12 protein-coding genes and 1 tRNA gene are annotated in these 13,274 nt (G+C 73.2%); 9 read left to right on the top strand and 4 right to left on the bottom strand.

Annotated features, from left to right (window positions below):
• Nucleotides 1-29: 29 nt before the first annotated feature.
• Entirely contained in the window at nt 30-524 is a 495-nt protein-coding gene (locus BLU95_RS17140; RefSeq protein WP_030398043.1) for a MarR family winged helix-turn-helix transcriptional regulator, read from the bottom strand.
• A 109-nt stretch (nt 525-633) separates the two neighbouring features.
• Between BLU95_RS17140 and BLU95_RS17135 the strand changes: the two genes are divergently transcribed.
• The gene (locus tag BLU95_RS17135; RefSeq protein ID WP_093860790.1) at nt 634-1,428 is read left to right on the top strand and encodes a methyltransferase domain-containing protein; all 795 of its coding nucleotides are present in this window, start codon (nt 634-636) and stop codon (nt 1,426-1,428) included.
• Between the two features lie 123 nt (nt 1,429-1,551).
• On the opposite strand, the gene BLU95_RS17130 is transcribed toward BLU95_RS17135, so the two are convergent.
• Together BLU95_RS17130 and BLU95_RS17125 are read right to left on the bottom strand one after the other, a co-directional pair.
• A complete protein-coding gene (locus BLU95_RS17130) occupies nt 1,552-2,154 on the bottom strand; it encodes a TetR/AcrR family transcriptional regulator (protein WP_030398041.1) in 603 nt (200 codons plus the stop codon).
• A gap of 173 nt (nt 2,155-2,327) precedes the next feature.
• Nucleotides 2,328-3,386, bottom strand: coding sequence for an acyl-CoA desaturase (locus tag BLU95_RS17125; protein ID WP_093860789.1), 1,059 nt, complete (start codon nt 3,384-3,386; stop codon nt 2,328-2,330).
• A gap of 246 nt (nt 3,387-3,632) precedes the next feature.
• Between BLU95_RS17125 and BLU95_RS17120 the strand changes: the two genes are divergently transcribed.
• The 8 genes from BLU95_RS17120 to BLU95_RS17085 all read left to right on the top strand — a co-directional run bounded on the left by BLU95_RS17120 (nt 3,633) and on the right by BLU95_RS17085 (nt 10,349).
• Nucleotides 3,633-3,706: transfer RNA gene (locus tag BLU95_RS17120), tRNA-Gln, on the top strand.
• Between the two features lie 172 nt (nt 3,707-3,878).
• Nucleotides 3,879-5,336, top strand: a complete 1,458-nt coding sequence (gene glmU / locus BLU95_RS17115) for a bifunctional UDP-N-acetylglucosamine diphosphorylase/glucosamine-1-phosphate N-acetyltransferase GlmU (RefSeq protein ID WP_093860788.1) — start codon at nt 3,879-3,881, stop codon at nt 5,334-5,336.
• Between the two features lie 203 nt (nt 5,337-5,539).
• Nucleotides 5,540-6,517 (top strand): ribose-phosphate diphosphokinase, encoded by a 978-nt coding sequence (locus tag BLU95_RS17110; RefSeq protein WP_030398038.1) that lies wholly within the window; start codon nt 5,540-5,542, stop codon nt 6,515-6,517.
• A gap of 283 nt (nt 6,518-6,800) precedes the next feature.
• Nucleotides 6,801-7,391, top strand: a complete 591-nt coding sequence (locus BLU95_RS17105; protein WP_093860787.1) for a 50S ribosomal protein L25/general stress protein Ctc — start codon at nt 6,801-6,803, stop codon at nt 7,389-7,391.
• 187 nt (nt 7,392-7,578) lie between these two features.
• Nucleotides 7,579-8,160, top strand: coding sequence for an aminoacyl-tRNA hydrolase (gene pth, locus BLU95_RS17100; protein WP_093860786.1), 582 nt, complete (start codon nt 7,579-7,581; stop codon nt 8,158-8,160).
• A 229-nt stretch (nt 8,161-8,389) separates the two neighbouring features.
• Nucleotides 8,390-8,680 (top strand): hypothetical protein, encoded by a 291-nt coding sequence (locus BLU95_RS17095; protein ID WP_093860785.1) that lies wholly within the window; start codon nt 8,390-8,392, stop codon nt 8,678-8,680.
• Between the two features lie 135 nt (nt 8,681-8,815).
• Nucleotides 8,816-9,352: a SigE family RNA polymerase sigma factor gene (locus BLU95_RS17090; RefSeq protein WP_093860784.1), complete on the top strand. Its 537-nt coding sequence runs from the start codon at nt 8,816-8,818 to the stop codon at nt 9,350-9,352.
• The gene (locus BLU95_RS17085; RefSeq protein WP_093860783.1) at nt 9,339-10,349 is read left to right on the top strand and encodes a hypothetical protein; all 1,011 of its coding nucleotides are present in this window, start codon (nt 9,339-9,341) and stop codon (nt 10,347-10,349) included. The genes BLU95_RS17090 and BLU95_RS17085 overlap by 14 nt, the downstream gene beginning before the upstream one ends.
• A gap of 73 nt (nt 10,350-10,422) precedes the next feature.
• On the opposite strand, the gene ppc is transcribed toward BLU95_RS17085, so the two are convergent.
• Nucleotides 10,423-13,221, bottom strand: a complete 2,799-nt coding sequence (ppc, locus tag BLU95_RS17080) for a phosphoenolpyruvate carboxylase (RefSeq protein ID WP_093860782.1) — start codon at nt 13,219-13,221, stop codon at nt 10,423-10,425.
• Between the last annotated feature and the right edge of the window lie 53 nt (nt 13,222-13,274).

Here is a 13,274-nt window from a genome sequence, read left to right as displayed (position 1 = left end):
CCGACGCCGTCCGGGCGGGACGGGGCGGCTCAGGGGATGTTGTCGAAGGGTGCGACCAGCTGCCGGAGCAGTCCGGCGAGCTCGCCCTGCTGGGTGGAGGTCAGCTGGGCGAGCAGTTCGCGCTCGTGGGCGAGCAGCCCGGCGAGGGCCTGGTCGGCGCGGTCGCGCCCGTCGTCGGTGAGCCGGACCAGGACGCCGCGCCGGTCGTCGGGGTCGGGCAGCCGCTTGACCAGGCCCTTGCCGGTGAGCCGGTCGATCCGGTTGGTCATGGTGCCGGAGGTGACCAGGGTCTGGGTGAGCAGCTGGCCGGGGGAGAGCTGGTACGGGGAGCCGGCCCGGCGCAGGGCGGTCAGGACGTCGAACTCCCAGGGCTCCAGCCCGTGCTCGGCGAAAGCGGTGCGGCGGGCGCGGTCGAGGTGGCGGGCGAGCCGGCTGACCCGGCTGAGCACTTCGAGCGGTTCCACGTCGAGGTCGGGGCGCTCTCTGCGCCATGCCGCGACCAGTCGATCGACCTCGTCCTCCATGGCGATCAGTGTATCGGGGGTTGTGTCGATGTGAAGTCTCTTGACATCGAGAAATCCAGCCTGAAAGCTGGGGATATATCTTGATGTCGAGATACTTGCGAGGCCGATCATGAGCTCCCCCGTCTGGGACCCGCGCCAGTACCTGCGCTTCGCCGACGAACGGACCCGCCCGCTGCGCGATCTGCTCGCCCGCGTCCCCGCCCTCCCGCACGAACCGGCGGCCACCGTCCTGGACATCGGCTGCGGGCCCGGCAACTCCACCGCCGTCCTGCGCGAGCGCTGGCCCGGGGCCCGGATCACCGGGATCGACAACTCCGCCGAGATGCTCGACGCCGCCCGCGGCGGGGGCGAACCCGGCGCGGACTACCTGCTCGCCGACGCCGCCGACTACGACCCGGCCGGGGCGGCGCCCGACGCGATCGTCTCCAACGCGACGCTCCAGTGGATCCCCGGGCACCTCGGGCTGCTGCCGCGCTGGGCCGGGGCGCTCCGGGCCGGCGGGGTGGTCGCCTTCCAGGTGCCCGGCAACTTCGACGCGCCCAGCCATCTGCTCCTCGCCGAGCTGCGCCGGTCCCCCCGCTGGCGGGGTCTGCTCGGCGTGGACGCCGTCCGGGCCGGCGTCCACGAGCCCGGGGTCTACCTGGACGCGCTCACCCGGGCCGGCTGCGCCGCCGACGTCTGGGAGACCACCTACAGCACCCTGCTCACCGGGCCGGACCCGGTGCTGGAGTGGGTCAAGGGCACCGCCCTGCGCCCGGTCCTGACCCGGCTGACCGACGGGGCCGAACGGTCCGCGTTCCTCGCCGAGTACGGGGCGCTGCTGCGCGAGGCCTACCCGGCCGGGCCGCACGGCACGGTCTTCCCGTTCCGGCGGATCTTCGCCGTCGGGGTGAAGCGGGCCTGACCGTCGCGGCGGAGCGGGGCCGACTGCCGGGGGGCGAGGCCCGACCGCCGGGGCGGAGCGGGTCCGGCCCCGGGGGAGCGGGGCGGAGCGGGCCTGACCCCGGACGGTGTCCGGGGCGGGGCCTCAGGCCTTGCGGTCGCCGACCAGCTTGGGGTGCCGCTCCATCCCCTCCAGGCCGTGCCAGGCCAGGTTCACCAGATGGGCGGCCACCTCGGCCTTGTCCGGCTTGCGCACCTCCAGCCACCACTGGCCGGTCAGCGCGACCATGCCCACCAGCATCTGCGAGTACATCGGCGCCAGCCGCGCGTCGAAGCCCCGGGCCTTGAACTCCAGCCCGAGGATGTCCTCGACCTGGGTGGCGATGTCGCTGATCAGGGAGGCGAAGGTGCCCGTCGACTGGGCGACCGGGGAGTCCCGGACCAGGATCCGGAAGCCGTCCGTCGAGGTGTCGATGTAGTCCATCAGCGCGAACGCCGCCTGCTCGAGCAGCTCGCGCGAGTGCCCCCCGGTCAGCGCCCCCGTCACCATGTCCAGCAGCAGCTGCATCTCGCGGTCGACGACCACGGCGTACAGCCCCTCCTTGCCGCCGAAGTGCTCGTACACCACCGGCTTGGACACCCCGGCCCGCTCGGCGATCTCCTCCACCGAGGTGCCGTCGTAGCCTCGCTCGGCGAACACCGTGCGCCCGATCTCCAGCAGCTGCTCCCGGCGCTGCTTGCCGGTCATCCGCACCCGGCCGCCCCGCCGGCGCGGTGCCGACGCAGCGCCGTCCGCCCCGGCGGTGGCACGCGGACGGTTCTGCGCCTGGCCGGGCGCGGCGTCCGTCCGCGTGCTCTGGTGGCCGCCTGTGCTGTCTGCGCTGCTCCCGTTCACCCCTACATCATGCTGCAGGTGCGCCCTCATGCGGCGCGGCGGGCGGCGATCCGCTGCGCGTCCGGCCAGCGGACGTCCCGGACCCAGCCCGCCAGCTCGAACCAGCGGATCAGCCGGGCCGAGGAGTCGATCTGACCGCGCAGGACGCCGTGCCGGGCCGAGGTGGGGTCGGCGTGGTGCAGGTTGTGCCAGGACTCGCCGCAGGAGAGCACGGCCAGCCACCAGACGTTCCCGGAGCGGTCCCGGGAGCGGAACGGCCGGCTGCCGAGCGCGTGGCAGATCGAGTTGATCGACCAGGTGACGTGGTGCAGCAGCGCCACCCGGACCAGCGAACCCCAGAAGAAGGCGGACAGCGCCCCCTGCCAGGAGAGCGTGACCAGCCCGCCGACCAGCGGCGGCAGCAGCATCGACACGGTGGTCCAGAGCCAGAACAGCCGGGAGATCCGCCTTATGGCCGGGTCGGCGATCAGGTCGGGCGCGTACTTGAGCTGCGGGGTCTGCTCCTCGTCGAAGAGCCAGCCCATGTGCGCCCACCACAGGCCCTTGAGCAGGGCGGGGACGGTCTCGCCGTAGCGCCAGGGCGAGTGCGGGTCGCCGTCCTTGTCGCTGAACCGGTGGTGCTTGCGGTGGTCCGCCACCCAGCGCACCAGCGGGCCCTCGATCGCCAGCGAGCCGGCCACCGCGAGGGCGAGCCGCACCGGCCGGTTGGCCTTGAAGGCGCCGTGGGTGAAGTAGCGGTGGTAGCCGACGGTGATGCCGTGGCAGGTGAGGAAGTACATGACGGTGGCGATCGCGAGATCGGTCCAGCCGAGGCCCCACCCCCAGGCCACCGGGACGGCGGCGACCAGGGCGGCGAAGGGAACGGCGATGAACAGCCCCAGCGCGATCCGCTCGGCGGCGCCCTGCCGCTCCCCGCCACGGGTGGCGGAGAGCAGCTGCGGGTCGGTGCCGTCGGCCGGGGCGCTCGCGGCGTCGGCGGGTGCGGCCGGGGCCGGTACGGAGTGGTCGGGAGTGTCGGGTCCGGGAGGTGAGGTGTCGAGGGGGCGCGCGGAATCGGCGTGCGCCTCGCCGGCCTGGATGGTCATGGGCGTCCCTTGAAGGGGGGAGAGGACGGAGGCTACGTATGCGTAACCTACGGAATCGTAGGTTGCTCGCCGCCATCGAGGGAATACGCCGCCGGGCGGCGCTTGAGTGAATTCACCCGACTGGATGGATGACCGGCCGCGGGCGGGAGGCCCCCCGGGGGAGAGCCGTGAGGAGGTAGATGTGACGGCCCATACCCCGTAGTCTTGGCGCAGCGCGCCCCCCGGTGACGGGAGCGGACGCGCCGGTCCCGGATCGTCTAAGGGCAGGACAGCTGGTTTTGGTCCAGCTTATGGGGGTTCGAATCCTCCTCCGGGAGCCATCTGCGGGCCGGTCGGCCCGGCCCGGTTCGTGGCGGCTCCGTGACGACTCCCGGGGCCGGGAGGCCGGACATTCTCCGCGCACTATCCTCGAAGCCGCCGGGTCGCCGACGTGCGGGTCCCGTCCCCGGCTGCTCTGCCCTCCCCGTGTAACCGAATGAGGAGCCTCCCCCCGTGAGTGCCAATTCGCCTGCCGCCGTTGTCGTGCTCGCCGCCGGTGGCGGGACCAGGATGAAGTCGAACCGTCTGCCGAAGGTGCTGCACGAGGTGTGCGGGCGCTCGCTGGTCGGCCACGCGGTCGCGGCGGCGGAGGAACTGACGCCCGGGCAGCTGGTCGTGGTGATCGGGCACATGCGGGAGAAGGTGGCCGAGCACCTGTCGGCGCATCACCCGGGTGCCCGTGCCGTGGTGCAGGCCGAGCAGAACGGCACCGGCCACGCCGTGCGCACCGCCCTGGAGGCGCTGGCGGCCGACGGGATCGAGCTCGACGGCACCGTGATCGTCACCACCGGGGACGCCCCGCTGCTGACCGGCGGGACGTTGCGCGCGCTGGCCGGGGCGCACGCCGAGCAGGGCAACGGCGTCACCGTGCTCACCGCCGTGGTGCCGGAGCCGTTCGGCTACGGGCGGATCCTGCGCGACGAGGCGGACGGCGCGGTCGCCGCGATCGTCGAGGAGAAGGACGCCTCGGACGCCCAGCGGGCGATCGACGAGATCAACTCCGGGGTCTTCGCCTTCGACGCCAAGCTGCTGGTGGGCGCGCTCGCCGAGGTCACCACGGACAACGCGCAGGGCGAGGAGTACCTGACCGACACCCTGGAGATCCTGCGCCGGGCCGGCCACCGGGTGGGCGCCGTGGTCGCCGCGGACTACCGGGACATCCTGGGCATCAACGACCGGGTCCAGCTGGCGCACGCCCGCCGGCTGCTGAACGACCGGCTGCTGGAGCGGGCGATGCGGGCCGGCGTGACCGTGGTGGACCCGGCGACCACCTGGTTCGACGTCCAGGTCTCCTACGAGCCGGACGCGGTGGTGCTGCCCAACACCCAGCTGCAGGGCACGACCCACCTGGGCGAGGGCTGCGAGGTGGGCCCGAACTCCACTCTCAAGGACACCCGGATCGGCGCCGGCGCCCGTGTGAGCAACACCACCGCGGACGGGGCCGAGGTCGGCGAGCTCGCCACCGCCGGCCCCTACGCCTACCTGCGCCCGGGCGCCCGGCTGGCCCGCAAGGCCAAGGTCGGCACCTATGTCGAGGTGAAGAACTCGGAGCTCGGCGAGGGCGCCAAGGTCCCGCACCTCTCCTACATCGGCGACGCCACCATCGGCGAGGGCACCAACGTCGGCGCGGCCTCGGTCACCGTCAACTACGACGGCGTCAACAAGCACCGCACGGTGATCGGCGCGCACTGCCGGACCGGCTCCGACAACATGTTCATCGCCCCGGTGACCATCGGCGACGGCGCCTACACCGCGGCCGGTTCGGTGATCACGAACGACGTGCCGGCCGGCGGCCTCGGGGTCGGCCGGGCGCAGCAGCGGAACATCCCCGGCTGGGTGGAGCGCAAGCGCCCCGGCACCACGTCGGCGCAGGCCGCGGCGGCCGCCGCGGAGGTCGTGCCGGAGGTCTGAGCGGGCGGGCGGTGGGCCGGCGGACGGTCCCGGGGCGGACGGTTCGGGCGCGGGCGCGTAACCTTGGGGTCATACGTGCGCCATAGGGCTTACCGCCCGTGTCCCGGCGTACCGACCATTCCCCCGACCCCACTCGCCGGCTGGCGGAAGCCTGCCCGCGGTGCGGACGGGACCGGTGTCAGCAACGCGAGGAGACGGTGGCAGTGAGCGGGATCACGACGTCGGGCGAGAAGAAACTGAAGCTCTTCTCCGGCCGTGCCCACCCGGAGCTGGCGAGGGAGGTGGCCGCGTCGCTGGGGACCGAACTGGTTCCGACCAAGGCCCTGGACTTCGCCAACGGTGAGATCTACGTCCGCTTCCTGGAGTCGGCGCGCGGCGCCGACTGCTTCGTGATGCAGAGTCACACGGCTCCGATCAACCAGTGGATCATGGAGCAGTTGATCATGATCGATGCTCTGAAGCGGGCCTCCGCCCGGAGCATCACCGCGATCCTGCCGTTCTACGGGTACGCCCGTCAGGACAAGAAGCACCTGGGCCGCGAGCCCATCTCGGCCCGGCTGGTGGCCGACCTGCTGCGCCAGGCCGGGGCCGACCGGCTGATGGCCGTGGACCTGCACACCGCGCAGATCCAGGGCTTCTTCGAGGGCCCGGTGGACCACCTGTTCGCGCTGCCGCTGCTGGCCGACTACGTGGGCGAGCGGGTCGACCGCTCCAAGCTCACCGTGGTCTCGCCGGACGCCGGCCGGGTGAAGGTGGCCGACCAGTGGTGCGACCGGCTGGACGCCCCGCTGGCGATCATCCACAAGCGCCGGGACATCACCCAGGCCAACACCATCCTGTCGGCCGAGGTCGTCGGTGACGTCCAGGACCGGGTCTGCGTCCTGGTGGACGACATGATCGACACCGCCGGCACCATCTGCGCCGCCGCCGACGCGCTGTTCGAGAACGGCGCCGCGGACGTCCTGGTCGCCGCCACCCACGGGGTGCTCTCCGGCCCGGCCGCGGACCGGCTGAAGAACTCCCGGGTCAGCGAGTTCGTGTTCACCAACACCCTGCCGACCCCGGCCTCGCTGCAGCTGGACAAGATCACCACGCTGTCGATCGCCCCGTCCATCGCGGCCGCGATCCGCGAGGTGTTCGAGGAGGGTTCGGTCACGAGCCTCTTCGAGGGCGTGCACTGATTCCGGGCGCCAGGGCGGCGCCCCCGGTCCCTCCGGGGCCGGGGGCGCCGCCGATTTCGCGAGAGGCCGCGGTAGCGGTTAGACTCGTGAAACTGCTCGGCGAGGGATGCCGTGTGCCCGCTTCGCGGGTGCCCGATCCGTGATCGACGCGCTGCCGGCTCCGGTCACCCGGGCTTCCGGCAGAGTCGTTGCGCCGCCGAGTGACCCCCGTTATGAGGGTGTGGTCCCGGCGGTTTTTCGCGTTGCCTGCACCCCCGCGCCAGCTTTTACGAGGAGTGCCGTCGTGTCCGAGATCCGCCTTGCCGCCGAGTCCCGCAACGAGTTCGGCAAGGGTGCCGCCCGTCGCGCCCGCCGCGCCGGCTTCGTCCCCGGTGTCGTCTACGGTCACGGCCACGCGCCGGTTCACCTGAACCTGCCCAGCCACGACCTGATGATGGCCCTGAAGACCCCGAACGCCCTGCTGGTCGTGCCGATCGACGGCAAGGACGAGTACGTGCTGCCGAAGGCCGTCCAGCGCGAGGCCATCAAGCGCACCATCGAGCACGTCGACCTCCTGCTGGTGAAGCGCGGCGAGAAGGTCACCGTCGAGATCCCGGTCCACACCGAGGGCGAGCTGGCCCCGGGCGGCAACCTGCTGGAGCACGTCCTGCAGGCCCTCCCGATCGAGGCCGAGGCCACCCACCTGCCCGAGGCCGTCACCGTCTCGGTCGAGGGCCTGGAGGCCGGTGCCGCCATCCACGCCAAGGACATCGTCCTGCCGGCCGGCGTCACCCTGGCCGTCGACGCCGACGCCGTCGTGCTGCAGGTCATCGCCGCCCAGGCCGCCCCGGTCGAGGACGAGGCCGCCGAGGCCGAGGCCGGCGCCGAGGCCTGAGCCTCCCGCACAGCCTGACACCGCTGCCCCGGCCGCTCCTCTGGAGCGGCCGGGGCAGCGGCGTGTCCGGGATGATGACGATGGACATGACCACGAGGAGCGGTGGCCCGGTGTGCGGGCGCGGCGAGCGGACGGTCGAGAGGCGCGCGCGGGCGGATGCCCTCGCCGAGCGGAGCGGGACGGGCACATGAGCGACGAGACGTACGAAGGCCCCTGGCTGGTGGTGGGTCTGGGCAACCCCGGGGAGCAGTACGCCCGGAACCGGCACAACATCGGCTTCATGGTGGTCGACCTGCTGGCCGAGCGGATGGGCGCCAGGTTCAAGGCCCACAAGAGCCGGGCCCAGGTCGCCGAGGGACGACTGGCGGGCCGACGGGTGGTGCTGGCCAAGCCGATGTCGTTCATGAACCTCTCGGGCGGCCCGGTCACCGCGCTGCGCGACTTCTACAAGGTGCCGGCCTCCGCGCTGGTCGCCGTCCACGACGAGCTGGACATCGACTACGCGGCCCTGCGGCTGAAGACCGGCGGCGGTGACAACGGCCACAACGGGCTGAAGTCGATCACCAAGTCGCTCGGCCCCGACTACCACCGGGTGCGGTGCGGGATCGGCCGGCCGCCGGGCCGGATGGAGGTCGCCGACTTCGTGCTCAAGGACTTCTCCAGCACCGAGCGCAAGGAGCTGGACTGGTTCGTGGACCGCTCGGCCGACGCGGTGGAGGCCCTGCTCACCGAGGGGCTGGAGCGGGCCCAGTCCACGTACAACTCCTGATCCACCGTCAAGGATGCGTGCGCCGGGGGGCGGGTGGCGGTCCGGCCGCACAACAGTCGTGCAACTTCTGGCCGTCCAAACCTGAACAGGTGTGAGAATCCGGGACGCATCGGATAGCGTGCGGAACAGTACGCGAACGGGGTCTGGGGAGTTCTCGATGCGGAGTTTGCGGCCGGTCCGGCGGTTTCGGCGGATCCGGGTGGTACGGCTGAGGAAGCTCGGACGGCGGGTGGGCAAGGCCGGTGCGCTGGGCACCGCGGGCGCGCTCGGCGCCGCCGGGGTGCTGCTGGGCGGGGCCGGTCCGGCCCACGCCGACCCGGTGTCCGAACCCGGACCGGGTGTGGTGTCCCCGGAGCCGGTCTCGGCGCAGCTCGACCTCGATCTCGATCTCGGCCCCGTGCTCGGCGGCCCGGTCGGCGGTGACGCGGGCCTGCTGGCCGTCGGCGGCGGGCTGGTCGTGGCGGCGGGCGGTGCGGCCCTGTGGATCCGGCGCCACCGTGCGGGAGACGCCGGGGAGTAGCGCACCGGGGCGCGGGGAGCCGGAAGCGGGACACGGTCCGCGGGGGCCGGGAGCCGGGACGACCGGATCCCGGCCCCCGCGGCATTTTCCGCGCGGCGTGTCACCCGTTTCCGCCCCGCCGTGCGTCCTGTTGGCATGAAGCGGGAATCGATGCGGTCGGGGGGCCTTGCCGAGGGCACCCGGCAGGACGCGTTCGACGAGTTCGTCTCGGCGCGGTACCAGGCCCTGCTCCGCGGCGCGTTCCTGATCACCGGGGACGTCCACGACGCCCGGGACCTGCTGCACGACGCCCTGTCCCGGGTGTACGTGCGGCGCGGGGCGATCCGCGACCCGGGCGCGGCCGAGGGCTACGTCCGCCGGACGATGGTCCGCACCCATGTGTCGCGCTGGCGGCGGACCCGACGGGAAGTGCTGACACCCCTGCTGCCGGACGCCCCGGCGGCCGCGGTGGACCCGCGGGACGAGGAACTCGAGTCCGCGTTGCGGTCGCTGCCGCCCCGTCAGCGCGCGGCGGTGGTGCTCCGGTACTACGCCGACCTGTCGGTGGCCCAGGTGGCCGAGGAGCTCGGCTGCTCCCCGGCGACGGCCAAGACGCATCTGGCTCGGGCGATGAGGACGCTCCGGCAGGAGCTGGCACCGGTGAGGGAGATGGTGGGTCATGACGGCCGATGACACGGGCAGGGAACCGGACGCCGGGGAGCGGTCGGGACGGGACGGGTCGGAACGGGACCGGTTCGAGCACGAGCTGGTCGTCCGGCTCGGGGCACGGGCGGGCGGTGTGGGCGGCCCGGACGGCGGCCCGCCGCTGGCCGAGGTGCGGCGGGCCGGACGGCGCCGGGCCCGGCGCCGGCTGGTGGTGCGGTCGGGGACGGCGGCCGCGGTGCTGGCCCTGGGCACCGGGATGGTGGCGCAGTTCGGCGGCCCGGCCGACGGCGCCGGGGCGGTGGGGCCGGTGGGGCTGCGGCCGACCGGCGGCGGTGCGACGGAGCCGGCGACGGGCGTCGTGTCGCCGTTCCCGTCCCGCCCGTCCCGGCTGCCCACCCTGCCGCCGACGTTCGGCTCGTCCTCGTCCTCGTCCTCGTCCTCGGGGCCGGACTACCGGGGGGTGCCGTCGATCTGTCCGGAGGGTCCGGCCTCGCTGCGGCTGCTCCGCTGGGCGGACATGACGACGACGCCCTCGAACTGGTCGCCGCCGCCTCCCCGGTCCACCCCGCCGACCAGGTCGCCGGACCCCTCGTCGAGCACCAGCGGGGGCCAGACCAACCGCCATGTGGTGGACGTGCAGTCCGAGATCAGGACGCTCATGGCGGCGGACTACCCGGACCAGTACTTCGGGACCTGCGTCGACCTCCTGACGAACGAGCTGTGGGTCCTGCGCGTCCCCGGGGGCGACCTCGACCAGAAGGTGCCGGCCGCCGTGCCGCACCTGGGTGTGGCCCTCCACTTCGCGGACGTGCCGGCCTCGCGCCGGCACTACCTGGAACTGACGACCCGGATCAAGGACACCGATCGGGACTACTGGGCGGCCAGGGGGGTGACCGTCCGGGAGGTCAGGATCTCCGAGGACGGCACCGGGGTGTCCGTGCTCACCGACCAGGCGGACGCCGCGCGGGCCGGGATGCTGGACCGGTACGGCGCCGAGGTCATCGAGGTACGGCCGGTCGGCTGACCGCCGGAACGGGACAGGGCCCCGCGGCGCGTGTGCACGCGCCGCGGGGCCCTGCGGTGTCCCGGGGGACCGGTCAGCCGGTGTTGCGCAGACCGGCGGCGATGCCGTTGACGGTCAGCAGCAGCGCGCGGGCGCGCAGCGGGTCCTCCTGGCGGCCGGTGGCGACCTCCTCGCGCTGCCGGCGCAGCAGCGCGACCTGGAGGTAGGAGATCGGGTCGAGGTAGGCGTCGCGGACCGCGAAGGTCTGCTTGAGCACCGGGTTGTGCTCCAGCAGCTCGCTCTCCCCGGTCAGCCGCAGCACCTCGCGCAGGGTGAGGTCGTGCTCGGCCTGGATCTGCTCGAAGACGTGCTGCAGCTCGGCGGGCACCAGCTGCTCGACGTAGTGGCGGGCGATCCGCAGGTCCGTCTTGGCCAGCGTCATCGCGACGTTGGAGAGGAAGTTGCGGAAGAAGTGCCACTGCCCGTACATCTCGTCCAGCACGTCGCCCAGGCCCGCCTCGCGGGCGGCGGCCAGGCCGGCGCCGACGCCGTACCAGCCGGGGACGATCTGGCGGGACTGGGTCCAGCCGAACACCCACGGGATGGCCCGCAGACCGTCCAGGCCGGCGCCCGAGTCGGGGCGGCGGGACGGGCGGGAGCCCAGGTGCAGCGAGGCGAGCTGGTCGACCGGGGTCGCGGCGAAGAAGTACTTCGGCAGGTCCTCCTGCTCGACCAGGGCCCGGTAGGAGGTGTGCGCGGCCTCGGAGACCCGGTCCATCGCGGCGTCCCAGCGGGCCAGCTCCTCGGGGGCCTGGCGCGGGGCGGTGTGCAGCGCGGAGGCGGCCAGTGTGGCGGAGATGGTGAGTTCGAGGTTCTCCCGGGCCAGCGAGGGCAGCAGGTACTTGTCGGAGATGACCTCGCCCTGCTCGGTCACCTTGATCTCGCCCTCCAGGGTGCCCCAGGGCTGGGCCAGGATGGCCTCGTGCGAGGGGCCGCCGCCGCGGCCGACGGTGCCGCCCCGGCCGTGGAAGAGCCGCAGCCGGATGCCGTACCGGTGGGCGACGTCGCGCAGTCGGCGCTGGGCGCGGTGGATCTCCCACTGGGAGGTGGTGATGCCGCCGAACTTGGAGGAGTCCGAGTAGCCGAGCATGACCTCCTGGACGTCGCCGCGCAGCGAGACGAGCAGCCGGTAGGAGGGGTCGGACAGCATCTCGTCGAGGATCCGGTCGGCCTGCTGGAGCTCGTCGGTGGTCTCCAGCAGCGGCACGATGCCGATCTTGGCGATCCCGGCGTGCAGGTCGATCAGGCCGGCCTCGCGGGCCAGCACGGTGGCGGCGAAGACGTCGTCGGCACCCTGGCACATCGAGATGATGTAGGACTCGACGATCTCGTCGCCGAACCGGTCGAAGCCCTCGCGGATGGTGGTGAAGACACCGAGGGTCTTGGCGCCGGCCGGGTCCAGCGGGGCCGGGGTGGGGGCGAGCGGGCGGCGCGAGCGCAGCTCCTTGGCGAGCAGCCGCTGGCGGTACTCGCGCGGCATGTCGGCGTAGCGCCAGGCCTCCTCGCCGAGCCGGTCGAAGAGCTGGCCGAGCGCGTGGTGGTGCGCCTCGGCGTGCTCGCGGACGTCCATGGTGGCGAGCTGCAGGCCGAACGCCTCGACGGTGCGGATGGCGCGGGCGAGCCGGCCGTCGGCGATCAGCCCGCCGCGGTGGGCGCGCAGCGAGTCCTGGATCAGCCGCAGGTCGGCGACGAGCTCGCGGGTGCCGAGGTAGTCGCGGCCCACGACGTGCGGGGTGCCGCCGGCCAGCCGCTCGCGGGTGTTCTCCAGCTTGAGCCGGATGCAGGTGGCCTTGAGCCGGTACGGCTCCTCGGCGTTCATCCGCTTGTAGCGGGGGCTCAGCTCGGGCAGCAGCGCGAGGTCGGCGTTGAGCGAGGCGAGCAGCTCGGGGGAGGCGCCGGCGAGCCGCTCCGAGGTGGAGAGGGTGCTGCGCAGGTCGTCGACGGCGGCGAGGGCGTCCTTGATGCCGTACTCGTGCTGGAGGTTGAGGACGTCCCAGGTGACCTGCGGGGTGACGTTGGGGTTGCCGTCGCGGTCGCCGCCGATCCAGGTGCCGAAGGTCAGCGGGCGGACGCCCTCGGGCAGCTCCAGGCCGACCCGGGCGAGCTCCTCCTGGAGCTCCTCCAGGACCTGCGGGACGGCGTCGCGGTAGAGCTCGTCCAGGTAGTAGACGGCGTTGCGGGCCTCGTCGGTGGGCTCGGGGCGGGCGATGCGCAGCTCGTCGGTCTGCCACAGCAGGTCGATCACCTCGGCGAGGCGGCGGTCGGCCTGGCGGCGGGCGGAGGAGGTGCGGGCCGGGTCGGCGTGGGAGAGGCCGGCGGCGAGTTCCTCTCGGTGGATGCGGTCGAGCAGCTCGCCGATCCGGCGGAGCTTGTTCAGGACGCTGCGGCGGGCGGCCTCGGTCGGGTGCGCGGTGAAGACCGGGCGGACGGCGAGGTGGGCCAGGGTGTCCCGGAGGTGCTTGGGGTCGGCCTCGGCCAGCTGGTCGGCGGTCTGCGCGAGCAGCGAGCCCTCGCGGGCGCGGCGGGTGGCGAACTCGCGGCCGCGGTGCACCTGCTCGGTGACGTTGGCGAGGTGGAAGTAGGTGGAGAAGGCCCGGACCAGCTTGGCAGCGGTGTCCAGGTCGATGTCGGAGAGCAGTTCGGCAGTGGCCTCGCCGTTGGTGCGGCTGAGCAGTCGGACCTGTTCGACCAGGCCGAGCAGCTGGGGGCCTTCCTGGCGGACCAGGGTCTCGCCGAGCAGGTCGCCGAGGCGACGGATGTCCGCGCGCAGCGCGGCGTTGTCGGCGTCGACGGGGGTCGGGCTGTCCGCCGGGCTGGGGACCGGAGCGGTCACGGCTGGCTCCCTCGGGGTGGTGGGGTGTTCGGCAACGGCTCATCGTCACAGGG

This window comes from Streptomyces sp. TLI_053 (assembly GCF_900105395.1).
Taxonomy (GTDB): domain Bacteria; phylum Actinomycetota; class Actinomycetes; order Streptomycetales; family Streptomycetaceae; genus Kitasatospora.
The sequence above is the reverse complement of the archived record's forward strand: the minus strand, read 5'-3'. Positions and strand labels throughout refer to the sequence as shown.

Bases quoted from the DNA above. Each gene is read 5' to 3' on its own strand.
- BLU95_RS17085 (WP_093860783.1), top strand. From the start codon at position 9,339: ATGACGGCCGATGACACGGGCAGGGAACCGGACGCCGGGGAGCGGTCG.
- BLU95_RS17125 (WP_093860789.1), bottom strand. From the start codon at position 3,386: ATGACCATCCAGGCCGGCGAGGCGCACGCCGATTCCGCGCGCCCCCTC.
- BLU95_RS17090 (WP_093860784.1), top strand. From the start codon at position 8,816: ATGAAGCGGGAATCGATGCGGTCGGGGGGCCTTGCCGAGGGCACCCGG.
- BLU95_RS17140 (WP_030398043.1), bottom strand. From the start codon at position 524: ATGGAGGACGAGGTCGATCGACTGGTCGCGGCATGGCGCAGAGAGCGC.
- pth (WP_093860786.1), top strand. From the start codon at position 7,579: ATGAGCGACGAGACGTACGAAGGCCCCTGGCTGGTGGTGGGTCTGGGC.
- BLU95_RS17130 (WP_030398041.1), bottom strand. From the start codon at position 2,154: ATGACCGGCAAGCAGCGCCGGGAGCAGCTGCTGGAGATCGGGCGCACG.
- BLU95_RS17135 (WP_093860790.1), top strand. From the start codon at position 634: ATGAGCTCCCCCGTCTGGGACCCGCGCCAGTACCTGCGCTTCGCCGAC.